Below are 22,356 nucleotides of genomic sequence, written 5' to 3'. Positions count from 1 at the left end.
TCGCCTCGTCGATGGTGGGGTCGACGCGGTGACCGGCGCCGCGAAGGCCAACATTGTTCTGGAGGTGACCGTGGCCACCCTTGCCTACCTGCCGGCCATCCCGGTCGTCATCGGCCTCGCGGCCGCATTCTTCGGGCTGAAACCCGCCGCATCCACCTGGGCCGCTTCCGACGAGGCCGCGTCCTACATGAGGAACCCGAACGGAACCCCTACAGACTTCCAGGCACTGTTCGTGTCGATGATGTTCATGCAAACCCGGTCATCCCAGCCGGCGACGTCGGGCTGGTCGGGCTGACGCAGGTGCTCTTCTGGCTGTCGGTGCTGCAGATCATCTTGCTAATCGTCCGGGGCGGCATGTTGTTCCTGCTGGCCGGGACCCTGCCGTTGGCCGCGGCCGCGACCAACACGACTGGTACTGCGGAAGAGCCGGCAGGTAGTCCTGCATGATCTTCTTGTCCAGGTTGATCCAGGCCTTGGACTTGCGCCCGGAGGACCTGTCGGAGGACGAGCTGCTCGACCGCGCTCGTACGGTCGGTGAGGTCCGCAGGTCGGTGGTATCTCAACCCGGCCGAGGATCTGTCGCCGGGTCAGCTGGCGGAGATCGACCGGGTCTGCGCCGCGTATCCGGAGATCACCGATGACGCCTTCGTGGCCGCCCGCCTCGAGGACTGGCTGAGCTGATCCGTGCCAGGGCTACTCGTCGTCCGGCGAGCCTTCGAGGAAGGTCTCCGGCGGGAGGTCCCGGATGGCGTTACGCAGCCTGAAGAACCCGGCCAACTCCTTGAAACACTCCTCACAGCCGGCCACGTGGCGTTCGACGATGAGTTCGTCAGCCGCCGAAAGCAGACCGAAGGCGTACGCGCCGAGGGCCGGACGGCCTTCCCTGCAGAAATTCATCGTCCGGCCCCCAACAGTGTCGTTCGACTACTCGTTGCCTTCAGCAACGAGCGACCTCAGCAGCTGACGCTCCGCCAGCTGCTTTCCGAACGGAACCAGGAGCAGGACCAGCGCGACGACCCAGGCCAGCACACTGAGCAGCGCCTGCGGAGCAGGCTGCCAACCCCGCTCGGTGAACCCGAACAGTCCCACCGTCCGGGATCCGACGAAACCGCCGAGCCCGCTGAAACAAAGGCCGATCGCGACGATCCGGAGGACAGTCGCGTTCCGGACGAGCAGGAGCACCGCTACCGCGAACGAAGCGGCAGCGTCCCACTGGAAAGACGTCCCGATGTACGGGATGGCGTGGTAGCCGCGGACGTACAGCTGCGCGTGGATGTAGCCGACGACCGCGAGGCAGATGGCCACCGGTAGCGCGGCCAGAGTGGGGCGAAGGGTTCTCATGCGAGTTTCACGTCCTTGATCGCGAGGCGGTCGCTGCCTTCGACGTACTGAACCTCGCGGATCCCGAGCGCATCCTTGAGCTTCCCCGCCGGCAGGGTGACCGGTGTCGGTGCGGGACGTTCGCCGGGGTGCGGCAACGGGTAGGCGGTGGTGGTCGCGCTGTGGAAGGTGATGTTGCCTTCGGTCTTGGTGAACAGCTGGTGGATGTGGCCGTTGAGGCACGTCACCGAGGAGAACCGTTTCAGGTAGCTGAGTGCCTGGGTGGCGTCATCGGTTCCCCAACCCCACTTGGGGTACAGCGCGAACAGCGGAATGTGGCTGAACACGACAATGGGCGTGTCGGCGGACAACTTCGCGACATCCTGCCGAACGAACTCGACCTGGTCCTTCCCGAGATGTCCGAGGCTCTCCAGGCTCAGAGTGTTCACCAACGAGATGAAGTGCACACCGCCCATGTCGAAGCTGTACCACCCGTCCCCGACGGTCCCCTTGCCGAACACCTTGCGGTACTTCTGACCGTGGTCGTCGACCGAGTCGTGCTCGCCCGGCACGGTGAACACGTGCCCGGTGTTCAAATCACCCATCATTTGCTTGACCTGGTCGAACTGCGCAGGTGTCGACAAATGCGTCAGATCACCGGTGTGCATGACGAAATCCGACCGGTACGGCAGCGCATTGATCTGCTGGATCGCATCCGCGAAGGACTGCTCGACGGCGGTGTTCGCCGTTCCTTTGAATCCGAGATGGCTGTCGCTGATCTGAAGGAATCGCAACGCGTTCGGATCCTTCTGGAGGGCCGCCGGCTGCTCGTCCGGGCGCGCGATCTGGCTGATCACCTCGCCTCCGGTCACCGTCAGCACCACGGCCGCGCCGAACCAGGCGGTGTGCCGCATCAACTGACGACGCGTCATGCCTTCCGGGCTGTGATCGTCCTCGAGGCTCATGCCGTGACCACCACCGTGCCGGTCATGAACGGGTGGATCGTGCACAGGTAGTCGAACGTGCCGGCCTTCGTGAACGTGTACTGGAACTTGTCACCCTTCTGCAGCGTGCTCGACTTCAACGGGCCGTTGCCGCTCTGGCTGGTCACCGTGTGCGGATCCTGGTCGTCGTTGGTCCAGGTCACCGTGGTACCGACCTTGACGGTGACACTCTGCGGCCCGAACGCGAACTCCTTGATGTCCACGGCGTTGGCCGCGACCGCAGGACCGGCGGGGGCCGCCGGCGACGTCGACATACCAGGCATCTCCGACTCGGCGGGAGAGGGCTGGGAGGAAGCCGTGGCCGCGGGGCTGTCGGCCGACTGAGCCTGGCTCTGGTTATTCGTACCGCCGCCGCACGCGGCGACAGCCGTAAGGCAACCGACCGCCGCGAGCGCAGTGACGAAACGTCGTATTCCACGCAGATTTCTCATGCCCATTGATAGGCGGCCGGGTTACGCCGCCGATCAGGCCTGGCGTGGCGGTACGAAGACCTGCACGACTCCGTCGGACTCGCGCACATTCAGCCTCGGCAAGGGCGGCAGAGCAACCGGCAGCCGGTGATGCAGAACCGCACCATCGACGCCGAACGCGGCATTGTGACAAGGGCAATTCAGCTGTCGCGTCGGCCCGTCCAGAGCGAGTTTGCAGCCCAGGTGAGTACAAACGCCCGATACGGCGTTCAACTGGTCACCGGAGCGATGCACGAATCCGACGATGCTGCCGACGTCGAACGGCCGTACGGCGCCGTCCGGCAGATCCTTGGCCGCGACGATCCCCCGCCATTCGCCGTTGTCCGGCGTGACGGTCTGCTCCGCGGGATCCGCCGTCACCGCACCCCCGGAACCGCCCAGCGCCTTCTCGGCAGCGACACCGACCGCAACGGACGCCGCGGACGCTGCCGCGATCGACACGACGAACCGGCGACGGCTGCTGCCGTGCAGCTCCCGCACCGGTGGCGTGTCGTCGTCCAGCTCGGTCCGCAGGCGCTCGCGCAGGGAGTTGACGAACTCGTCGCTCGGCCCGTCGTCCGGCCCGGCGGCGCGCAGGGTGATGGCGGTCCGGATCTGTGACTCGTCCGCTTCGTCGGCAGCAAAGGGTTTCGTCCGACGCCGGCTCAGCAGGTCGTCGACGAATCGGCGTACTCCGCGCATCGTCACCCCTCCATTCTGTCTGCCACCGCCGCGGCCTGGCGAAGCGCCCGGTGCTGCAGCACCTTCGCGTTGCCCACGGTCACTCCCAGTTCGATCGCGGCCTCCTTCAACGAGCAGGCCCCGATGAACCGCAACTGCAGGATGCGCCGGTACCGGTCCGGAAGCTCCGCCAGGATCGCCTCCGCCCGGGCGACCGCGCCGCCGTCCTCGGCGTCGTTCACCGGCTCGGTCAGTGCCCAGTCCTCCTCGAGCCGGGTGATCTGGCGGCCCAACGTGCGCCGCCAGTACCCCGCGAGCACCGTCCGCGCGGTCGCTAGCAGGTAGGCCCGGACCTCGCCGATGCTCGCCGTCAGCTGCAACGGCTTCAGTGCGGTCACGAACACCTCGGCGGCGAGGTCCTCGGCGTCCGGCCGGTTGCCGACCTTGGTGAACATCAGCCGGTAGACCCGGTCCACGTTGTCGTTGTAGACAGCCTCCCAGTCGGGGTAGCTGTCGTCGGTCACCACGTGCAGACGAGCCGGCGCGGTCGCAGCCGCGTCCGAATTCCGTTCGGCGTCGGGTTTCCGCCGCCCCCACGATCTTTGTCCCGCCACCCGCCACCGTCACCTTCACAAGTCAGGACCGACACAGAACCACACCCGTAATAGGTGCCAGGGTTACACGAGCACCGCGTGTAACCCGCCTGACTATCCCGTTGGTGACCATCGAATCTTCTCTGTGGAGTCATCGTGACATCTCCAGTCTCACGTCGCGGCCTGCTGATCGCCGGTGGCACGACCGCTGCGGCCGTAGCCGTCGCAGCGACGAACACCAGCTTCGCTGCCGCTCAGACGGCTGACCGCGTCCCGTCCCTCGAACTGACCAGACAGGTCCGGGCGGGTGCTGACGTTGTGATCGCGTGGAACCAGACCCTGCTCAGGATCGTCCGCACGGCAGGCTTGCAGCCGCCCACGGTCCACCCGACCCGGAGCTTCGCGATTCTGCATGCCGCGATCCACAACGCCGTGGTCGCCACCACCGGGAAGGGTACGCCGTACCTCTTCGCCGTGCATGCGGCTTCCGGGGCATCGCCGATCGCGGCGGCAGCCCAAGCAGGGCACGACATTCTCGTTGCGTTGTATCCGGCTCAGTCCGCAAATCTGGACCAGCAGCTCGAGGCCGAGCTGACCAACGTCGGCCCGGCACACGCTCGGGAAGCGGGCATCGCCGCGGGCCGGTTGACCGCTCGACTGCTCGAACTGCGCAGCCACGACGGGTCGTCGGCCGTTCCGCCGCCACTGGCCCCAGGCACCAAACCCGGGCAGTACCGGCCGACGCCACCAACCAACGCTCCCGCCGTGTTCACGCACTGGTCGGGCGTGACGCCGTTCCTGATCAAGCTCGCCAACCGCTTCCGGCCCGAGGCGTACCCGGACCTCGGCAGTCGCCGGTACGCCGCGGCGATCAACGAGGTCAAACGACTGGGCCAGAACAGCAGCACCGGCCGCAACGGCGACCAGACCGAGCAGGCGAACTTCTGGGCGGCACCGATCTGGAACTACTGGAACGAGATCACCCAGACCGCTGTGCGTACCGAACGCTACGACCTCGTCGGCGCCGCCCGGGTCTTCGCGCACCTCAACCTGGCGCTGGCCGACGCAGTGATTGCGTTCTAGACGCCAAATACCACTTCCGCGTCTGGCGGCCGATCACCGCGATCCGGCTCGCAGATGCCGACGGCAACCATTCCACCACCTCCGATCCCGCCTGGACGCCACTGGCCAACACTCCGGCGGACCCGTCCTACCCGGGTGCGCACAGCGTGATCTCCCAGGCAGCCGCGACCCTGCTGAGTCAGGAGTTCGATCCGCGGCTGCGGCTCACGGTCACCTCCGAGCTGCTTCCAGGTGTCACACGGACGTTCCGGTCGCTGCAGGCGATCGCGGACGAGGCCGGACTCAGCCGCGTCTACGCCGGTATCCACACCAGGCTCGACCACTACGCCGGCCAGACCCTCGGCCACGAGCTGGCCCGCTCGGTGTTCAGCTGAGCTGAGAACTCCTTTCCGACAAGTTGCACGAATGCCAACGACCTCCCGCGCCTCGGCGCGGGAGGTCGTACTTTGCGGGTGCGTCCCGGCCGCGCCCGTGCCGTACACACTCAGCCAACTGAGGATGAGTCGCGGCGTCCGGTACGGCGTACTGCTCGACCACTTCTCCCCCTTGCCGGGTTTCAGAGCGGGTACGACGCTCCCGCCACCAGATCGTTGACCACTTCCTTGGCGGACGGGATCGCGTCGATCAGGCCGACGCCCTGGCCGGCGAGCAGGTTGCGGAGCGCGATGTCTCCGGTCGAGTCTGCGTTCGGCGGCATTCCCATGAACTGCAGGACCGGGAGCTCCCGGCCGGAGATCGTGGTGTGCCCGATGATCGGTTCGTCGCGGCGCGACTCCTGGCCACGGTCGGTCGCGTCCAGCCAGTGGTCCACGAACGCCGTACGCAAGGTGCGATGCGGTGCGTTCGGCCACCCATGGCCGAACAGCGTCGTGCGGACAGCTTCGGCTCCGGAAGCACCAACGAGCCGGCGCTTGACCCGGGCTTCACGCTACGCAGGAAGCCCTTACAGACAGGGCTATTTCAGCTCGGCTGAGGTTTTGCCCAGCAGCCTCCGGGCCACGATCAGCTGCTGGATCTGTTGGGTGCCTTCGAAGATGTCGAGGATTTTTGAGTCTCTGGACCACTTTTCGAGGAGTTGGTGTTCTGAGTAGCCGAGGGTGCTGGTTAGTTCTATGCAGCGGAGGGTGATGTCGTTGGCGCTGCGGCCGGCCTTGGCTTTGGCCATGGAGGCTTGGAGGGAGTTCGGTTGACCGTTGTCGGCCATCCAGGCGGCCTGCAGGGTCAGCAGGTAGGCGGCTTCCCAGTCGGCTTCCATCGAGAGGTACGACGCGGCCGCGGCCGGCTGGAGGTGGACGGGGTGGTCGTAGTCGACCTCGACGCCCGCCTCCGCCAGCAACGAGCGCGTGAGTTCGAGCGATGCGCGCGCGCACCCGACTGCCATCGCGGCGACCAAAGGTCGTGTGTTGTCAAAGGTCTGCATGACACCCGCGAACCCTTTGTCCGTGTCGATGTCGGGCGACCCCAGCAAGTTCGATCGGGGCACCCGGCAGTTCTCGAGACGGATCGTCGCAGTGTCCGACGCGCGGATCCCGAGCTTGTGGTCGAGCCGCTCCACCGACAGTCCGTGGGTGTCCTTCATGACCACGAAGGACTTGATCGCAGCGCGACCCAACGAGCGATCCAGAGTCGCCCACACCACCACGGCATCACACCGCCCACCAGCGGTCACGAAGATCTTCTCGCCATCCAGCACGTACGAGTCCCCGTCCAACCGAGCCGTCGTCCGGATGTTCGCCGAGTCCGACCCACACCCCGGCTCGGTGATCGCCATCGCCGCCCACACACCGTCGAACCGACGCAACTGCTCCTCGGACGCGACGGACGCGATCGCCGAGTTCCCGAGTCCTTGCCGCGGCATCGACAGCAGCAGCCCGACATCGCCCCAGCACATCTCCATGATCGACAGCACCGACGACAGGTTCGATCCATTGACAACGCCGTCAGCCGACGCGGTACGGCGTACTCCGGAAGCACCCGCACCAGAACCGGTGCCCGAGGCACCTAATCCGTCGACCATCGCCGCCAGCATGTCCAGCTCGACCGGATACTCGTGCTCGGCCAGGTCGTACCGGCGCGAGTTCGGCCGCAGCATCTCGGCCGCGACCTGGTGCGCCTGGTTGACGAAGGCACGGAACTTCCGGGGTGTCTCCAGGTTGATCATCAGACCAGCACCGCGCCTTCCATCACGCCGATGGCTCGCAGGTCGCGGTACCACCGTTCCACCGGATGCTCCTTCACGAAACCGTGCCCACCGAGCAGCTGTACGCCGTCCGTCCCGATCTGCATGCCCTTGTCCGTGCACAACCGCCGCGCCAGCGCGACCTCACGGGCGAACGGAAGCCCCTGCTCGGCGCGCGATCCGGCCCGGTACGTGACCAGCCGCATCCCCTCCAGCTCGATCCCGATGTTCGCCACCATGAAGGCCACCGACTGCCGATGACTGATCGGCTCACCGAAAGCGGTTCTCGAGTTCACGTACGGCGTGACGTAGTCGAGCACCGCCTTTGCCGTACCAAGGGACAACGCACACCATCCGAGCCGGGACAGCCGGACGCACTCGGCATAGTCCTCGAACGTCCCCAGTTGCACGGCCGGCACGTCCTCCAGGATCACCCGGCTCAGCGACGCCGCCCGCAAACCCATCGACGGCTCGGCCTCGATCGTCACCCCGGGATGATCGGACTCCACCAGGAACAACGCGGGCCCGGACGACTCGACCTGCGCCGCGATCACGAACAACTCTGCCGAAGCCCCGCGCGGCACCAAGGACTTCACGCCGTTCAACCGCCCGCCGGCCCAACGCGTCTGCAGGACAAAGGGATCGAACAGTGGCCGAGGTTCCAGTAGAGCCAGTGCCGCCGCCGGCACGGACGAACCCGTGAAGGCCGGCAGGTACGTCGCCTGCTGCGTCTCATCGCCCCACAACGAGATCGCCGTACTCACCGCCGCCGGCGCCAGGCACGCGACCGCCTGCCCCATGTCGCCATGCGCCATCGCCTCGGCCACCAGTACGCCGGTCATCGCCGACCGCTCGGTCACGATGCCACCGAGCTCCTCCGGCACCTCGATCAGGCTCAACCCGAGGTCGGCGGACGACGACAGCACGCTGTCGTCAGTCACACAGGCCGTGTCCGCGGTCGCGGCCGCCGGACGCAGTACCTCCGCGGCGAACTCGCGGACGACCTCGACCACCATCTGCTGGTCCTCGGTCGGCGTCAGGTCGAACTTCCCGGTCCCGCGGGCGGCCGGCAGCCGCGACGGCGCGGCGAGCTTCGACGCGGCGGCGAAACGACGGGTGAGCGCGCCGGCCGTCCGGAAGCCGGTCTTGGTCGCCTCGAACACCACCCGCTCGGTCTGCTTCCGCAGCCCGAACCGATCGATCGTCCGCGACTGCGCCAGCCGGTTCAACCACGCGACCCCGACTCCGATCGCGTCCCGGCGCCCGCGCGTCCGCTCCTGAAGGCTCATGCCGTTACTGTAAACCGAAGTTACAACCTGAGTCACGTGAGCCCGCCCACAGCCGGGTGAGATAGCCTGACCGCTCACCGAGTGGCTCGATCCAGGCTGGAGCAGGCAGTGGCGGTCAGCATGTCCGACGTCGCCCGCCACGCGGGTGTCTCGCAGCGCACCGTCTCCAACGTGGTCAACAACTACGTGCACGTCTCGCCCGCCACCCGCGCCCGCGTGCAGGCGAGCCTCGACGCCCTCGGCTACCGGCCGAACACCGCCGCCCGGCGGCTCCGGACCGGCCGCACCGGCACGGTGACTCTGGCCGTCCCCACCTTCCGCGAGCGGTACTTCGCCGACCTCGCCGAAGCCGTCATCGCGGCAGCCCGGCAGCGAGGTACGACGGTTCTGGTCGAAACCACCGGCGGACACCACGAGACCGAGGTGGAGCTGCTCCATGGTGGCGGCGACGTCGTCACCGACGGCCTGATCATGAGCGCGGTGGCGCTGGGCCGCACGGACGAGCACCGGCTGCGAGATCGCAAGTACCCCGTGGTCCTGGTCGGCGACCGCGAGCCGGGCAGCGAGATCGACCACGTCGGCATCAAGAACCGCGAGGCAGCCCAGGCCGCGGTCTCCCAGCTGCTCGACTCCGGACGGCGACGGATCCTGCTGCTCGGCGCGAACCACGGACCCAAGCGGTCCTATCAGCTCCGCCGCCAGGGCTATCAGGCCGCACTGAAGAGGGCCGGAGCCGAGCTCGATCCGGACCTGCTGATCGACTGCGACTGGACGACCGCCGCAGCCGCCGACGCGATGACGGCAGTCCTGACCAGCGGAGTCCCCAGACCCGACGGCATCTTCGCGATGAACGACTCGGCCGCCCTCGGCGCCATCCGGGCGCTCCTGCGTGCGGGCGTCGACGTACCGGGGGAGATGTCGGTCATCGGCTTCGACGACATCGTCGAGTCGAGTCTGTCCACGCCGTCGCTCAGCACGGTCGCGCCGCTGCTCGACGACCTCGCGGGCATGGCGCTGGACCTGCTCGAGGAACAGTTCGGCGCGGACGAGCCACGGGTTCCTCAGCACCGGATGGCCGGCTACGAGCTACGCCTCCGGGAAAGTACCGCCGTCTAAATCCCAGCCGAAGGGCCACAACCCCTTGTTGCCAACATTTGCTACGTAGTAAATTCCGGTGACCATGACACGTACAGCCCTCGCCCCTGTGTTCACCGGAGACGGCCGCATCGAGTTCGCGGACCACTCCTACCCCGACCCCGGTCCCGGCCAGCTCCTCCTAGCCGTCCAGGCCAACGCCCTCTGCGGCACCGACCGCGACCAGTACTTCGGCGGCTCCGGCGTCGTACCCGGTCACGAAGCCGCCGGCACGGTGCTCGTCGCCGGCGAAGGCACCAACGTCCAGATCGGTACTCGCGGTGCCGTGTTCCTGATGGACTACTGCGGCGAGTGCCGCAGCTGCTTGCTCGGCGCAACCAATCAGTGTCTGGCCAAGCGAGCAGACATGGGCTTCACCCACGACGGCGGCTACGGCCCGTTCGAGCTCGTGCACGAGACGAACTTCTTCCCGATCAGCGACGACATCGAGATCGGCACCGCGACCATGCTGCTGGACGTGATGGGCACCAGCAGCCACGCCCTCGGCCGCGCGGCCCTGATCCGGCAGGACATCGAGAGCGTCTACATCGCCGGCGCCGGGCCGATCGGGCTCGGCCTCGCGGTGATGAGCAGGCTCTGGTACGGCGCCGACGTCCCGGTGTACATCTCCGATATCGCCCGCTGGCGCCTCGACTTCGCCGAGTCGTTCGGAGCCATCCCAGTACTCGCGGATGACGTCGGCGCGGCGGGGAGCCCCGACATCGCGTTCGACTCGTCCGGCAAGGAGGTCGCCCGCCGTGCCGCCCTGGACATCCTCGGCCGACGCGGCGCGCTCATCTGCGTCGGTCACGGCGAGACGGTCACCATCGATGTGTCGAGGGACCTGATCGCACCCGAGCACGCGATCCTCGGCAGCGAGTACTTCCGGTACGACGAGATGGCCGGCAACCTCGCTCTCCTGCAGGCCAACCAGGAGCTGATCGGCCGGGTGATCAGTCACCGCTTCCCGGTTGCCGACATCGGCGAGGCGTTCCGGCTGTTCCTGTCCGGCGAGACCGGCAAGGTCGTCGTCACCCAGGACGGCGCCTCATGACCGAACGACTTCGCGTCGCCGTAGTCGGCGCCGGCGGCTGGGGCGAACAGCATGCGCGCATCTTCTCCCGCCGCGAGGACACCGAGCTGTGCGCGGTCGCCGGACGCACGCCCGAGCGGACCCGGGCCCGAGCCGAGCGGCACGGCGCCACGCCGTACACCGATCTCGACCTCATGCTGCAGCACGAGCAACCGGACCTTGTCACCGTCTGCCTCCCGAACGAGGACCATTACGACGTCACGCTGAAGCTCGTGCGCACCGGCGTACCGCTGCTGGTCGAGAAGCCGCTCGTCTTCGACCTCACCGAGGCGGACACCCTGCTCGCCGAAGCCGGTGACCGCTTCTTCGCCATCAACTTCAACCACCGGTACGCCGAACCCGTCCAGCGGGCGAAGGCGCTGATCGACGCCGGCGAGCTCGGTGAGCCGGTGTTCGCGACCTGGCGGTTCGGCGGCGAGGCCAACCACGGCAACTCGCCGCACGCCAACCTGATCGAGACCCAGTGCCACGGGTTCGACATGCTCGAGCATCTCGTCGGCCCCATCTCCACCGTCTCCGCACACATGACCGACAAGACGTACGGCGCGTTCAGCACGATCGCGCTGGCGCTGGACTTCGAGAACCGCGCGGTCGGCACGATGCTCGGCAGCTACGACTCGTCGTACGCCTATCCCGACACGCAACGCCTGGAGATCAACGGCACCGAGGGTCGCCTGGTCATCCACGACACCGTCCGCGCACTGACGTTCTCGCGCGCCGGAGACGACGTCGAGCGTCGCTGGCACTCGGGCTACTTCGACGACGAGGCCCGCTACTTCGCGGGCACGTTCGACCGCCACGTCGGCGCGATCCTCGACGCCCTGCGATCCGGCGGCGCACCACCGATCCACGCCCGGGCCGGCCGCCGCGCGCTCGGGCTCGCCCTGGCCGCGATCGAATCCCACGAGACCGGCAGGCGCATTACAGTGAACCGGTGACTTCTTCGGCCGATCCACCCCTGAGCACGACGGATGACCGGACCGACGCACTCGTCGAGCGGCTCTTCCGGAACGCCGGTGCGGCGCTCGAGATCTACTCCATCTACCTCGGCGAACGCCTGGGGTTGTATCAGTCGCTCGCAGACCACGGTCCCTCCACGTCGGTCGAGCTGTCCGAACGAACCGGGACCGCGGAGCGCTACATCCGCGAATGGCTCGAGCATCACGCCGCCAGTGGACTGATCGACGTCGACGACACCGCTGCGGCGCCCACCGAGCGGCGCTACCACCTGCCACCCGAGCACATCCCGGTGCTGGCCGATCCGGACGACGTCAGGTACCACGCGTACAAGGGCGTGGAGCTCGCTCGCGCGGCCCGGATGCTGCCGGATCTCGTCGAGGCGTTCCGCACCGGCGGCGCACCCCCGCATCAGCCCTGGGAACCCGAGGGACGTGCGGAGTTCAACCGGCCGACCTACCTGAACCTGCTGGGCAAGGAATGGCTGCCGGCCATCCCCGAGATCGACCGGCGGCTGCGCGCCGAGCCACCGGCCCGGGTCGCCGACTTCGCCTGCGGCACCGGGTGGTCGTCGATCGCAATGGCCCAGGCGTATCCGCGGATCACCGTGCATGGGCTCGACCTCGATGAGGACGCGATCGCCGCGGCGAGCCGGCATGCCGAGGAGACCGGTCTGGCCGATCGGGTCAGGTTCTCGGTCGCGGACGCGGCCGACCCGGCCTACAGCGGCCGGTTCGACCTGGTCACGATTCTCGAGGCCCTGCATGACATGCCGCGGCCGGTCGCCGCGCTGCGCAGCGCGCGGGCGATGCTCGCGCCGGGCGGTTCGGTTCTGATCGCCGACGAGCTGGTCGAGGACGAGTTCACCGCGCCTGCCTCGGAGCTGGAGCGGTATCACTACGGCTGGAGCCTGATGTCCTGCCTGCCGGATGCGATGGGCGACCCGGAATCGGCCGCGACCGGCGCACTCATGCGTCCGGAAACGCTGCGCCGCTACGCCGCCGAGGCAGGATTCCAGGAGACGCGGATACTGCCGTTCCACACTCCGCTGTTTCGCTTCTACCGGCTCATCCCGTGATCGCGTCGGCCTTCGCCTGCAGGTAGCGCTGCTCCGGGAGGCTCGTCGTACGGCGGGCCGCGGCCAGGTAATGCTCGTGCGCCTTCGCCAACTCCCCCGCGCGCTCGTAGAGATGCGCCCGGACGGCGTCCAGCCGGTGGGTCTCTGTGATGTTCTTGTCATCGTCGAGCGTGGCCAGCAGCTCCAGCCCGGCCTCCGGTCCCTCGACCTGGGCGAGTGCGATCGCGCGGTTGAGCGTCACCATCGGGTTCGGCGTGAGCTTCTCCAGCAGCAGGTACAACGACAGGATCTGCGGCCAGTCGGTCGCCTCGGCGCTCGGCGCCTCGGCATGGATCGCCGCGATCGCCGCCTGCAGCTGGTACGGGCCGACAGCACCCCGCGCCAGCGTGCTCAGGATCAGCGCGGCGCCTTCCTCGATCTGCTCGCGGTCCCACAGCGTGCGGTCCTGGTCGTCGATCGGGACCAGGCCACCGTCCGCGGTGGTGCGCGCCCGCCGCCGGGAGTCCGTGAGCAGCATCAACGCGAGCAGACCCGCCACCTCGCCGTCGTCCGGCAGCGCCGAGCGCAGCATCCGGGCCAACCGGATCGCCTCGGCGGTCAGCTCGACCCGCTGCAGTTCCTCGCCCGAGCTCGCCGTGTATCCCTCGTTGAAGATCAGGTACAGAACCTGCAGCACAACTCGCAGCCGGTCGGCGCGCTCGTCCTCGGGCGGCATCACGAACCGGCTGCCGGCCGCCTTGATGCTCTTCTTGGCCCGGCTGATCCGCGGCGCCATCGTTGCCTCCGGCACCATGAACGCGCGGGCGATCTCGGCGGTGGTCAGACCGCCGACCGCGCGCAGCGTCAGCGCGACCTGCGATGCCGGCGTGACCGCCGGATGACAGCACAGGAAGAGCAGGGTCAGCGTGTCGTCAGCATCCGGTGGCGAGTCGACATCGGCGCCCGGGGTAACCAGCTCCTCCGGGCCGGCCATCGCCGCGACGGTGTCCTCCCGACGCCGGCGCGCGCTCTCACTGCGGAACTGGTCGGTCAGTCGCCGGGTCGCGACCGTGATCAGCCAGCCGCGCGGATTCGCCGGTACGCCGTCGGCGGGCCACTGCGTCGCGGCCGCCAGCAACGCCTCCTGTACGGCGTCCTCACACAGATCGAACTGCCCGTACCGCCGGGCCAGGAAGCCCAGCACCTGCGGCGCGAGCTCCCGCAGCAGCCCTTCCACCTGACTCATCCCACACCTCCCAGCTGCACCTTACGCGTCAGGCGTACGACCAGCCGGTCCAGCTGTCGACGTGGATCGTGATCACCGGCCCACGCGGCGGATCCCCCGCATACTGCGGATACTTCGCGGTCAGCAGGTCGATCGCGGCGGGCTCGTCGGCCTGAACCCGGGCGACCCCGTCGAGTCGTACCCACCACAGATGCGTCCAGTCCTCGTCATACTCGTCGACGAGAACGGCGACCCGCTCGTTCGCCGCGATGTTGCGCAACCGCTTCAGATCGGTCGTCGTCTTCGGCTTCTGATCGATCCCGACGAACACGAGGTCGCCATGGACCGCGTACGTCACCGGCACGACGTGCGGCCGCAGGTCATCGCCGACCGTCGCCAACCGCCCGATCCGCGCGGCCGCGACCCGGGCTCGGCAGGTGGCTTCGTCGAGTCTCAACTTTGGAGGTAGCGGAGGGTGGCGGTGGGGAGGGTGCGGATGAGGGGGCCGATGAGCGAGGCGTCGCGGAGCGCGGTGCGGGCAGCCAGGTGGCCGCAGGCGCCGTGGACGCCGCCACCGGGGTGGATCGCGGAGCTGCCGAGGTAGAGGCCGGTGACGAAGGTGCGCGGACTGCCGAGGCCGATGGTCGGGCGGAAGACGAGCTGCTGGTGGAGCTGCATGGTGCCGCCACCGACCGCGCCAAGGCCGAGCGCCGCGTTGCCCGACTCCAGCTCCGAGGGGCGCTGCAGATCCCGGGAGAGGATCAGGTCCGTGAAGCTGGGCGCGAACCGTTCGATGGCGCGTTCCATCCGGCCGGCCAGCTTGCCCGCGGACTCGTCGTCCGCGAGCCCGCGCGGCAGATGCGAGTACGCCCACACCGCCTCGGTGCCGGCGGGTGAGCGGGTCGGGTCGGACTTGGTGGTCTGGCCGATCAGCAGGAACGGCTGCGACGGCAGCCGACCGGTGTCGAGGTCGGCGGAGAGGTGGACGAGATCGTCCGCGGTCCCGCCCAGATGGACCACCCCGGCCGATCGCGCCTCGGACGACTTCCACGGGATCGGGCCACTCAGCCGGAAGTTCAGCTTGACCGTCGGATAGTCCCACTCGAACCGCTCGTCCAGGTCCCGCCGCAGACCCGCCGGGATCGTTGCATCCGGCAACAACGAGCGGTAGAGCACCGGCGCGGAGGTGTCCGCGATGACGGCTCGGCTCACCGCGACAGTCTCTCCCGATGCCGTGCGTACGCCGGTCACCCGTCCGGAGGACACGTCGATCCCGGCGACCGGCGTACCGGAGACGAGCAGGGCTCCGGCGCGTTCGGCCCGGCGGACCAAGGCGCCCGACAAGGACGACGACCCGCCGGCGGCGACCGGGAAGCCGACATCCTGGGCCAGCATCGCGAGCAGCCAGCCCATCGTGCCGCTGACGCTGCCCGACATCGGCGCGTCGGCGTGCATGGCGTTACCCGCGAGCACGGCCGCGCCGCGCGGACCGGCGAACAGTTCCTGGCCCATTCGGTGCATCGGCATCGCCATGAACCGCGCGAACCGCAGCAACTCCCCCGCGGACCCCAGCTTGCGCACGAGCTGGAGACCGGGCAGGACCGGCGGCCACGAGGTGAGCAATGACTTCAGCAGCGGCTCACGGATCGCGACGTACTGCTGATACAGCCGCAACCATGCGTCACCGTCACCCGGGTGGTCGGCGCCGATCGACTTCGCGGTGCCCTCGGGATCCGGGTGGACCGCGACCGCCGTACCGTCCTCCGCGTCGAGCAGATGCACCAGCGGTAACGGCGCGTGCGCCCATTTCAGCCCGAACTTCTCCAGTTCCAGCGCCCGGATCACCGGTGAGGCCACGCCGAGTGGGTAGTTCGAACTGAAACGATCACTGATCCAGCCGTCGTCCTCGACCGACCGGACCGCGCCGCCGAAGGTCTCCGCGGCCTCCAGGACCAGCACGTCCCAGCCCGCGTCGGCGAGGGCGATCGCGCTCACCAGCCCATTGGGCCCCGACCCGATCACCACGGCATCAACACTGCGCGGCAGCATGCCTACGACCTTAACTCGATCTCCCGCATCAGGGTGGTGACCTCGCGGGCGCGCCCGACCATCGCCGGATCGACCATCCGGCCGTCCGGCAGCACGATGACGCCACCCTCCGCGACCCCGGCCTTCTCCACCGCGGCGAGCAGAGCCTCGGCCTCGGCGAGCTGTCGGGCGGTGGGCGTGAAGCTCTCAACGATCGTCGCCAGCTGCCGCGGGTGGATCGCCGTACGGCCGACGAACCCGAGCGCACGACCTTCCAGACACGACGCGCGCAGGCCTTCGTCGTCGTTCACCCGGGGGAACACCGACATCATCGGCGCGCCCAGACCGGCGGCCCGGGACGCCGACACCAGCCGCCCGCGTGCCCACGCCAGCCCCGCCGGTCCGTCCACGCCCAACGCGCTGGACAGGTCCGCCTCACCCAGCGCGACCGCGACCACTCGCGGATCCGCGGTAGCGATCTCGAACGCCTTCTCCAGCCCGAGTGGCGACTCGATCAGCGCGGTGATCCTTGCCGACGGCACCTGTTCCAGCACAGCCCGCACGTCGGCCGCGCTCTCCACCTTCGGCAGCCGGATCCGTACCGACGGTACGGCGGCCACCGCGGCCAGATCGTCCTCGATCCACGGCGTCCCCGGCGCATTCACCCGAACTTCCACCGGACCATGGGCGTTCGCTGCGATCCACGCGACCGCCCAGCCGCGCGCGCCCGCCTTGTCGTCGACCGGTACGGCGTCCTCCAGGTCGAACACCACCAGATCGGGGCCCGCGGCAACCGCCTTCGCGAACCGGTCCGGCCGGTTGGCCGGAACATACAGTGCCGTCAGCACCTAACGCCCCCTCGAGCGAACGGGTCAGACCACGCCCGCGGCCCGCAACGCTGCGAGCTGCTCCGGCGTGACACCGATCTCGGCGAGCACCTCGTCGGTGTTCGCACCATGCGGCCGGCCGGCCCACCGAATCGACCCCGGCGATTCGGACAGCCGGAACAGCACGTTCTGCATCTGCACGGGACCGCCGAGCTCGTCGTCGTCCACGGCCACGATCGTGCCGAGAGCGGCGTACTGCGGATCGGTCATGATGCCGCGGATGTCGTGCACCGGGCCGACCGCGGCCTCGGCCTTCTCGAACTCGGCCATCACCTCGTCCAGCGACCGCTCCGCGATCCACGACCCGACCGCCGCGTCCAGTTCGTCGGCGTGCTGAGCACGCTCCCGCCCGGTCGCGAACCACGGCTGGGCGACCAGATCGGCCCGGCCGACCAACGTCACCACCCGCTCGGCGATGCTCTGCGAGCTCGTGGATACCGCGACCCAGCGCCCGTCCGCGGTCTGGTAGACGTTGCGCGGCGCGTTGTTCGACGAGCGGTTCCCGAGCCGGGGCTGGACGTACCCGGTCTGCTGGTACGCCGTGATCCCGCCACCCAGCATCATCAGGATCGGCTCGATGATCGCCAGGTCGATCACCTGCCCGGCCCCGGACCGATCCCGCTCGCGCAGCGCGACCAGCACCGCGTACGCCGTCGCGAGCGCGGTGATCCCGTCCGCCAGCCCGAACGGCGGCAGCGTCGGCGGCCCGTCCGGCTCACCGGTGACCGCCGCGAACCCGCTCATCGCCTCCGCCAGTGACCCGAACCCGGGCCGGCCCGACCACGGCCCGACCTGACCGAACGCGGTCACCCGGGCGATCACCAGCCGTGGGTTCGCCTCGAGCAATACGTCGGGCCCGAGACCCCAGCGCTCCAAGGTCCCCGGCCGGAAGTTCTCAACGAGCACATCGTGCGAGCGAACCAGTTCGAGGAACACCTCGCGACCGCGGGACAGGTCGAGGGTCGCGAGCCGCTTGTTCCGGCCGAGGGTCTTGAACCACAACCCGACGCCGTCCTTCGAGGCACCGTGCGTCCGCGCGGCATCCGGCCGGGACGGATGCTCGATCTTCGTGACATCGGCCCCGAAGTCACCCAGGAACGTCGCCGCCAGCGGTCCCGCGAACAGCGTCGCCGCCTCGAGCACCTTCACACCGTCAAGCGGAGCAGACCTCATCCTGCGCACCTGAAGCCGATGGTCTCCGAGCGATCGAGACCACCACCGGTCAGCACCAGCTTGAAGCTCACGTCCGGCTCCTGCGGCCCACCGTCGGCGTACCAATCGGAGCCCTCGGCAACATAGTGCGAACCGCCCTTGAGAATGCAGAACCGGCTGCGCCCGTCGCGGTGCTCGCTCTCGGTCAGGTTCCACACCAGCGGCTCGGCGCGGGTGAAGCCTGCCTCGAGAGCGGCGACCTGCCACTCGTCCTCGGTCGGCAACCGCCCGCCGCGCCACGCCGCGTACGCCCGCGCGTCCGGCAGATCGACGTACGTCACCGGGTGCTCCTCGGTCCCGGCGACGGGCGCACCATCCACCCAGTGCTGCAGGAACCGGTTGGCGATCCGCGGCCGATACCCGGTCGCGGCCAGGAACTCGGCGTACTGCGCGTTCGTCACCTCGGTGATCGCGACCGAGATCCCCGGCAGCGACACCTCACGCTTCACCGTCCGGACGTCGTGCAGCCGGGGCGGCAGCGGCTTCCACTCCTCCACGTACGGCGCCTGGTCGTACAAACCGGTCTCGCGCCGCCGGTGCCGGACGGTCAACTCCCGCTCCCCCGCCGGTACGACGACCACCGGGCCGATGGACGCGTCACCGGAGACTGCCGGGACCGCGACCCGCTCGGCCGGTGCCATCGGGAACGCCGAGTCCTTCACGTGCGGCCGCGGCATCGTGCCCAGCCGGCGCGCGGTCGTCCGGCAGGACAGGCCCGCGGTGGCGCCGACCCGGATGATCCCGGCGACGCCACGCCCCGGCACGACCAGGTGGACGCCGTCGTCGTCGGCGGTGATCGGCACCCCGGACGTCACGTCGTACCAGTCACCGACCTGGTCCTCCGAGCGCAGCACGATGCCCTCGAAGTCCTCCTCGTCGCGGTTGATCAGCGTCCAGAAGGTGATGTCGGCCAGGTCGAACCGCGAACCGTAGACGCCGTGGTCCCGGGCCTTGTCCGGGATCTCCGGGGTCAGCTGGATCCAGTCGCCGTTGATCAGCACCGGCGCGAACGCGCGCTGCGCGGCGACCATCCGGCGCAGGGTCGCGCGGTCGCGGGCGTTCCAGCCGACCCAGGCGGAGAACACCGACTCCCAGACCAGCATGCCGACGCCGTTGACCCAGGCGGACTGCAGCTCGTCGCTGTGGTCCCGGTTCCACCGGCGGGTGTGGTGCATCATGTGCCGGCGCTCGAACAGGTGCGCGCGCAGGATTCCCGGCACGTGCGTGTCGGCGAACCACTGCGCCCAGGACAGCGCGTGGTCCCCGATCCTTGCCATCGGCAACCGTGACTCGCCCTCGAGGGCGATCGCCGGATTCGCCGCCCGCAGCGCGCGGGCGAAGGCCGGGTCGCCCTCCTTCAGGGTGTCCAGGAAGACCCCGTCGACGGCGTAGTCGGTCACCATCGCGGCGAACTCCTCGGCGTCCGACCGGGCCGCTCGCCGGGTGCCGACGTCCCACGGGTTGTAGTCGAAGAACACCTTCAACCCGAGCCGGTGCAGATCGTCGATCAGCTCCCGCAGCCCCGGCACGTCCCGGTAGAAGTCGAACTGGTTGCGCGAGTCGATCCCGATCACCGGATACGCGTGCCACAGCACGACCGCGTCGTACCCACCGAAGTCGTCGACGCCGTGCTGGACGAACTTGTCCGGCGTGAACGTCCCGGTCTCCACGTCGTACAACTGGTCGTCCCAGAGCCAGACGAGCGCCACCGAGTACGCCGTCTGGGTCCACTCCCGACCGGGGACCTCGTAGTGCGAGCCGTCGTACGGCGTGCGCTCATAGGCGCTGGCGAGCCACTCGGCGAGCTTGGCGCGCCACCGCGGCAGGTCGGCCGGGTCTTCCGGGGCGCCGAGGATCTTGGCGTCGTCGAGAAAGGACGGGTCGACCCGGAGGCCCAGATCCACCATGGCGGGTAGATCGATCGGCCGCGGTTCGAGCGGATTCACAGGTACACCTCCGCATAACGCGCGTCGATAGCTTCCCCGTGAGGCACCGAGGAAATCGCCCCCGCCGCCTGAACACTCAATGAAGCAGCAACGTTAGCGCGTCGGACCGCATTCGTCAGGTCGCTGGTCGTGATCGCGCCGGTCGCTGACACGGAAGCCAACGTTGCCGCGAGCACGCCGCAGAACGTGTCACCCGCGGCCGTGGTGTCGACCACGCCGACCGGTACGCCGGGCACCTCGATCTCGTCGTCACCGCGGGTCAGAATCACCGCGCCGGCCGCACCCAGGGTGACGACCGCCGCCGGCACCTTCTTCAGCAGCGCGGAGCGGTCCGCGCCGGCGATCGCCTCGGCCTCGGTCTCGTTCACCACCAGCAGGTCGACGGCGGCCAGCAACTCGTCCGGCAACTCGGCGGCCGGGGCCGCGTTGAGGATGAAGTACGAGCTCGCCGCGGCCGCCGCCTGGACGGTCGGGAACGGGATCTCCAGCTGGGCGAGAACGATCTTCGCCGCACCGACGACCGCCGTCGCGGCCGCGGACAAGGTCAGTTCACCGTTCGCGCCGGGGGCGACGACGATCGAGTTCTCCCCGCTGTCGTCGACCGTGATGATCGCCGTACCGGTCGGGGCGTCCGTAGCCGAGACCAGGGAGAGGTCGACGCCGGAGCTGCTGAGGGCGTCCCGGAGCAGGGCACCGCCGTCGTCGTCGCCGAGCGCGGCGACCATCGCCGTGCGGGCGCCGGCCCGCGCGGACGCGACCGCCTGGTTGGCGCCCTTGCCGCCCGGACCTCGGGTCATGACTCCCGCGAGCACCGTTTCGCCGGGGCGCGGGATCCGCTGGACCGGGAGCACCAGGTCCACGTTCGCGCTCCCCACCACGACAACCTCAGGCTCCACCCCGGGCCACCTCCACAGTCCGTCGTGCCAGCTCGGTGATCGCGATCTGGTCCATTCCCGGAAGGCTCGTGGCGATCCGGTTCGCAAGTGGTGTGGACCACTCTGCCGGAACTCCGCGCACCGCGCCAAACACCGCACCAACGGTCGCGCCGACCGAGTCGGTGTCCCATCCACCCATCACCGAGCGACCGACCGCAGTGGCGAAGTCCGGGGCGGTCAGCGCGTAGGCGGTGAGCGCGGAGTTGTTCACCGCGTGCACCCAGTGCAGGTCGCCGTACTCCGCGTGCAGGGCGTCGAGCGCGTCGTCGAGCTTGACGTCCTCGAGAGCCAGCCCGAACCGGACGGCCCGTGCGATCGCCCCGTCGGCGCTCACCACATCGAGACCGGCGAGGGCGACTTCGCGTGGCGAGTCCAGCACCAGCGCGGCAGCCGACATCGCGGCGACCCAGAGCGCGCCGTCGACACCGGCACCGGTGTGGCTCAGCCGGGCGTCGACCAGGGCGAGCCGGGCCGCGGCCGAGCGGTCACCGGGGTGCGCCCAGCCGTAGGCGTCGGTCCGGATCTGCGCGCCGATCCACTCGCGGAACGGATTGCCGACCAGCGCGGCCCGCGCGGGTTCGACGCCGTCGAGGAGGTTGCGGTAGGCAACACGTTCGGCGGTGAACACGCGACCGGCCGGAAGGTCGTTCAGCCACGCCTGCGCCACGTCCTCGGTGGTCAGCTCCGACCCGTGCCGCTCCAGCAGTTGCAACGCCAGGATCGCGAAGTTGAGGTCGTCGTCCTCGGGCATCCCGTCGATGACCTCGCGCAGGCTGGTCGGCTCCGATCGCTTGTTCCACGGCCACCGCCGCCGCACCTCGTCCGGTACGCCGATCGCGGTGATGTACTGCGTCAGCGGCCACTGCCCGGACGACTCCAGGATCTCCCGGATGCCTTCGCGCGGGATCTTCTCCACCACCTTGCCGAGCAGATTCCCGGCCGCGCGGCCGAGCCAGGCGTTGAGCGTCCGCTGCTCGAGGTCGACCGGCTGACCGAGCGACGGCAGGTCGGGAATCTCCGGCTCGTGCCAGGCCGCCGTCCGCGCGTCCAGCTCGTCGAGCAGCTCCCTCGCCAGTGCCCGCAGCTCGGGTGAGGCCGGCTCGTCGGTGGCGCCTGACGCCGGAGCGTCCGTCGTGCCGCCGGCGGTCAGCCAGCGCGCCTGGACGTCGGTGACGTCGACACCCTCGGACCGGGATTGGACCAGTTGGTGCGGCAGCAGGTCCTCCGGCTGCACCCAGGTCAGTCTCATCGGGCTTCTTCCTTCCCCTGTTGCGCCAGCCGAAA

The 22,356-nt window shown here is 69.0% G+C and carries 26 protein-coding genes; 9 read left to right on the top strand and 17 right to left on the bottom strand.

All coding sequences use genetic code 11. The annotated features are described in order from the left end of the window. Window positions 1-28: 28 nt before the first annotated feature. The 3 genes from OG876_RS28575 (at window position 29) to OG876_RS28565 (ending at window position 681) form a co-directional block, all read left to right on the top strand. Window positions 29-295 (top strand): hypothetical protein, encoded by a 267-nt coding sequence (locus OG876_RS28575; RefSeq protein ID WP_328519729.1) that lies wholly within the window; start codon window positions 29-31, stop codon window positions 293-295. Window positions 296-300: 5 nt separating this feature from the next. Then, the gene (locus OG876_RS28570; protein WP_328519728.1) at window positions 301-447 is read left to right on the top strand and encodes a hypothetical protein; all 147 of its coding nucleotides are present in this window, start codon (window positions 301-303) and stop codon (window positions 445-447) included. An 87-nt stretch (window positions 448-534) separates the two neighbouring features. Further along, complete coding sequence (locus OG876_RS28565; RefSeq protein WP_328519727.1) at window positions 535-681, top strand: hypothetical protein; 147 nt, start codon at window positions 535-537, stop codon at window positions 679-681. A gap of 12 nt (window positions 682-693) precedes the next feature. Here OG876_RS28565 and OG876_RS28560 read toward each other — a convergent pair whose 3' ends face one another. The 6 genes from OG876_RS28560 to OG876_RS28535 form a co-directional block, all read right to left on the bottom strand. Further along, a complete protein-coding gene (locus OG876_RS28560) occupies window positions 694-897 on the bottom strand; it encodes an anti-sigma factor family protein (RefSeq protein ID WP_328519726.1) in 204 nt (67 codons plus the stop codon). Window positions 898-924: 27 nt separating this feature from the next. Next, complete coding sequence (locus OG876_RS28555; RefSeq protein ID WP_328519725.1) at window positions 925-1,341, bottom strand: hypothetical protein; 417 nt, start codon at window positions 1,339-1,341, stop codon at window positions 925-927. After that, the gene (locus tag OG876_RS28550; protein WP_328519724.1) at window positions 1,338-2,285 is read right to left on the bottom strand and encodes a metallophosphoesterase family protein; all 948 of its coding nucleotides are present in this window, start codon (window positions 2,283-2,285) and stop codon (window positions 1,338-1,340) included. Before OG876_RS28550 ends, OG876_RS28555 begins: the two co-directional genes overlap by 4 nt. After that, complete coding sequence (locus tag OG876_RS28545; RefSeq protein WP_328519723.1) at window positions 2,282-2,578, bottom strand: plastocyanin/azurin family copper-binding protein; 297 nt, start codon at window positions 2,576-2,578, stop codon at window positions 2,282-2,284. Before OG876_RS28545 ends, OG876_RS28550 begins: the two co-directional genes overlap by 4 nt. 210 nt (window positions 2,579-2,788) lie before the next feature. Beyond that, a complete protein-coding gene (locus tag OG876_RS28540) occupies window positions 2,789-3,475 on the bottom strand; it encodes a Rieske (2Fe-2S) protein (RefSeq protein WP_328526975.1) in 687 nt (228 codons plus the stop codon). Between the two features lie 2 nt (window positions 3,476-3,477). Next, the gene (locus OG876_RS28535; RefSeq protein ID WP_328519722.1) at window positions 3,478-3,978 is read right to left on the bottom strand and encodes an RNA polymerase sigma factor; all 501 of its coding nucleotides are present in this window, start codon (window positions 3,976-3,978) and stop codon (window positions 3,478-3,480) included. A gap of 225 nt (window positions 3,979-4,203) precedes the next feature. On the opposite strand from OG876_RS28535, the gene OG876_RS28530 reads away from it, so the two are divergent. Then, window positions 4,204-5,130, top strand: a complete 927-nt coding sequence (locus OG876_RS28530) for a hypothetical protein (RefSeq protein WP_328519721.1) — start codon at window positions 4,204-4,206, stop codon at window positions 5,128-5,130. Then, on the top strand, window positions 5,016-5,504 hold the full coding sequence (locus tag OG876_RS28525; protein WP_328526974.1) for a vanadium-dependent haloperoxidase: 489 nt from the start codon (window positions 5,016-5,018) through the stop codon (window positions 5,502-5,504). The genes OG876_RS28530 and OG876_RS28525 overlap by 115 nt, the downstream gene beginning before the upstream one ends. 182 nt (window positions 5,505-5,686) lie before the next feature. Here the strand turns inward: OG876_RS28525 and OG876_RS28520 are convergent, their stop codons facing one another. The 3 genes from OG876_RS28520 to OG876_RS28510 form a co-directional block, all read right to left on the bottom strand. Then, on the bottom strand, window positions 5,687-5,956 hold the full coding sequence (locus tag OG876_RS28520; RefSeq protein ID WP_328519720.1) for a hypothetical protein: 270 nt from the start codon (window positions 5,954-5,956) through the stop codon (window positions 5,687-5,689). 129 nt (window positions 5,957-6,085) lie between these two features. After that, window positions 6,086-7,291 (bottom strand): acyl-CoA dehydrogenase family protein, encoded by a 1,206-nt coding sequence (locus tag OG876_RS28515; RefSeq protein WP_328519719.1) that lies wholly within the window; start codon window positions 7,289-7,291, stop codon window positions 6,086-6,088. Beyond that, window positions 7,291-8,598 carry an acyl-CoA dehydrogenase family protein gene (locus tag OG876_RS28510; RefSeq protein WP_328519718.1) on the bottom strand — a complete coding sequence of 436 codons (1,308 nt, stop codon included), beginning with the start codon at window positions 8,596-8,598 and terminating at the stop codon, window positions 7,291-7,293. The genes OG876_RS28515 and OG876_RS28510 overlap by 1 nt, the downstream gene beginning before the upstream one ends. Window positions 8,599-8,718: 120 nt before the next feature. Between OG876_RS28510 and OG876_RS28505 the strand changes: the two genes are divergently transcribed. From OG876_RS28505 to OG876_RS28490, 4 genes are all read left to right on the top strand, one after another. Further along, window positions 8,719-9,714, top strand: a complete 996-nt coding sequence (locus OG876_RS28505; RefSeq protein WP_328519717.1) for a LacI family DNA-binding transcriptional regulator — start codon at window positions 8,719-8,721, stop codon at window positions 9,712-9,714. 64 nt (window positions 9,715-9,778) lie between these two features. Continuing rightward, entirely contained in the window at window positions 9,779-10,786 is a 1,008-nt protein-coding gene (locus OG876_RS28500; protein ID WP_328519716.1) for an alcohol dehydrogenase catalytic domain-containing protein, read from the top strand. Then, window positions 10,783-11,763, top strand: a complete 981-nt coding sequence (locus OG876_RS28495; protein WP_328519715.1) for a Gfo/Idh/MocA family protein — start codon at window positions 10,783-10,785, stop codon at window positions 11,761-11,763. Before OG876_RS28500 ends, OG876_RS28495 begins: the two co-directional genes overlap by 4 nt. Beyond that, the gene (locus tag OG876_RS28490; protein ID WP_328519714.1) at window positions 11,760-12,860 is read left to right on the top strand and encodes a class I SAM-dependent methyltransferase; all 1,101 of its coding nucleotides are present in this window, start codon (window positions 11,760-11,762) and stop codon (window positions 12,858-12,860) included. The genes OG876_RS28495 and OG876_RS28490 overlap by 4 nt, the downstream gene beginning before the upstream one ends. Here OG876_RS28490 and OG876_RS28485 read toward each other — a convergent pair. Genes OG876_RS28485 through OG876_RS28450 form a run of 8 tightly spaced genes read right to left on the bottom strand, consistent with a single transcriptional unit; the run spans window position 12,850 to window position 22,321 of the window. Beyond that, window positions 12,850-14,085 (bottom strand): RNA polymerase sigma factor, encoded by a 1,236-nt coding sequence (locus tag OG876_RS28485; RefSeq protein ID WP_328519713.1) that lies wholly within the window; start codon window positions 14,083-14,085, stop codon window positions 12,850-12,852. The genes OG876_RS28490 and OG876_RS28485 overlap by 11 nt on opposite strands. 28 nt (window positions 14,086-14,113) lie before the next feature. Beyond that, a complete protein-coding gene (locus OG876_RS28480; protein WP_328519712.1) occupies window positions 14,114-14,521 on the bottom strand; it encodes a TIGR03668 family PPOX class F420-dependent oxidoreductase in 408 nt (135 codons plus the stop codon). Next, on the bottom strand, window positions 14,518-16,113 hold the full coding sequence (locus tag OG876_RS28475; protein ID WP_328519711.1) for a phytoene desaturase family protein: 1,596 nt from the start codon (window positions 16,111-16,113) through the stop codon (window positions 14,518-14,520). The genes OG876_RS28480 and OG876_RS28475 overlap by 4 nt, the downstream gene beginning before the upstream one ends. 2 nt (window positions 16,114-16,115) lie before the next feature. Next, complete coding sequence (locus tag OG876_RS28470) at window positions 16,116-16,940, bottom strand: HpcH/HpaI aldolase/citrate lyase family protein (protein WP_328519710.1); 825 nt, start codon at window positions 16,938-16,940, stop codon at window positions 16,116-16,118. Window positions 16,941-16,964: 24 nt separating this feature from the next. Beyond that, window positions 16,965-18,152 (bottom strand): CaiB/BaiF CoA transferase family protein, encoded by a 1,188-nt coding sequence (locus tag OG876_RS28465; RefSeq protein ID WP_328519709.1) that lies wholly within the window; start codon window positions 18,150-18,152, stop codon window positions 16,965-16,967. After that, window positions 18,149-20,137 (bottom strand): SUMF1/EgtB/PvdO family nonheme iron enzyme, encoded by a 1,989-nt coding sequence (locus OG876_RS28460; protein ID WP_328519708.1) that lies wholly within the window; start codon window positions 20,135-20,137, stop codon window positions 18,149-18,151. The genes OG876_RS28465 and OG876_RS28460 overlap by 4 nt, the downstream gene beginning before the upstream one ends. After that, window positions 20,134-21,033 (bottom strand): ribokinase, encoded by a 900-nt coding sequence (locus OG876_RS28455; RefSeq protein WP_328519707.1) that lies wholly within the window; start codon window positions 21,031-21,033, stop codon window positions 20,134-20,136. Before OG876_RS28455 ends, OG876_RS28460 begins: the two co-directional genes overlap by 4 nt. Then, window positions 21,023-22,321 carry an ADP-ribosylglycohydrolase family protein gene (locus tag OG876_RS28450; protein WP_328519706.1) on the bottom strand — a complete coding sequence of 433 codons (1,299 nt, stop codon included), beginning with the start codon at window positions 22,319-22,321 and terminating at the stop codon, window positions 21,023-21,025. The genes OG876_RS28455 and OG876_RS28450 overlap by 11 nt, the downstream gene beginning before the upstream one ends. Between the last annotated feature and the right edge of the window lie 35 nt (window positions 22,322-22,356).

Source organism: Kribbella sp. NBC_00359, from assembly GCF_036097425.1.
GTDB lineage: Bacteria > Actinomycetota > Actinomycetes > Propionibacteriales > Kribbellaceae > Kribbella.
This window is presented reverse-complemented; position numbering and strand designations above follow the sequence as displayed.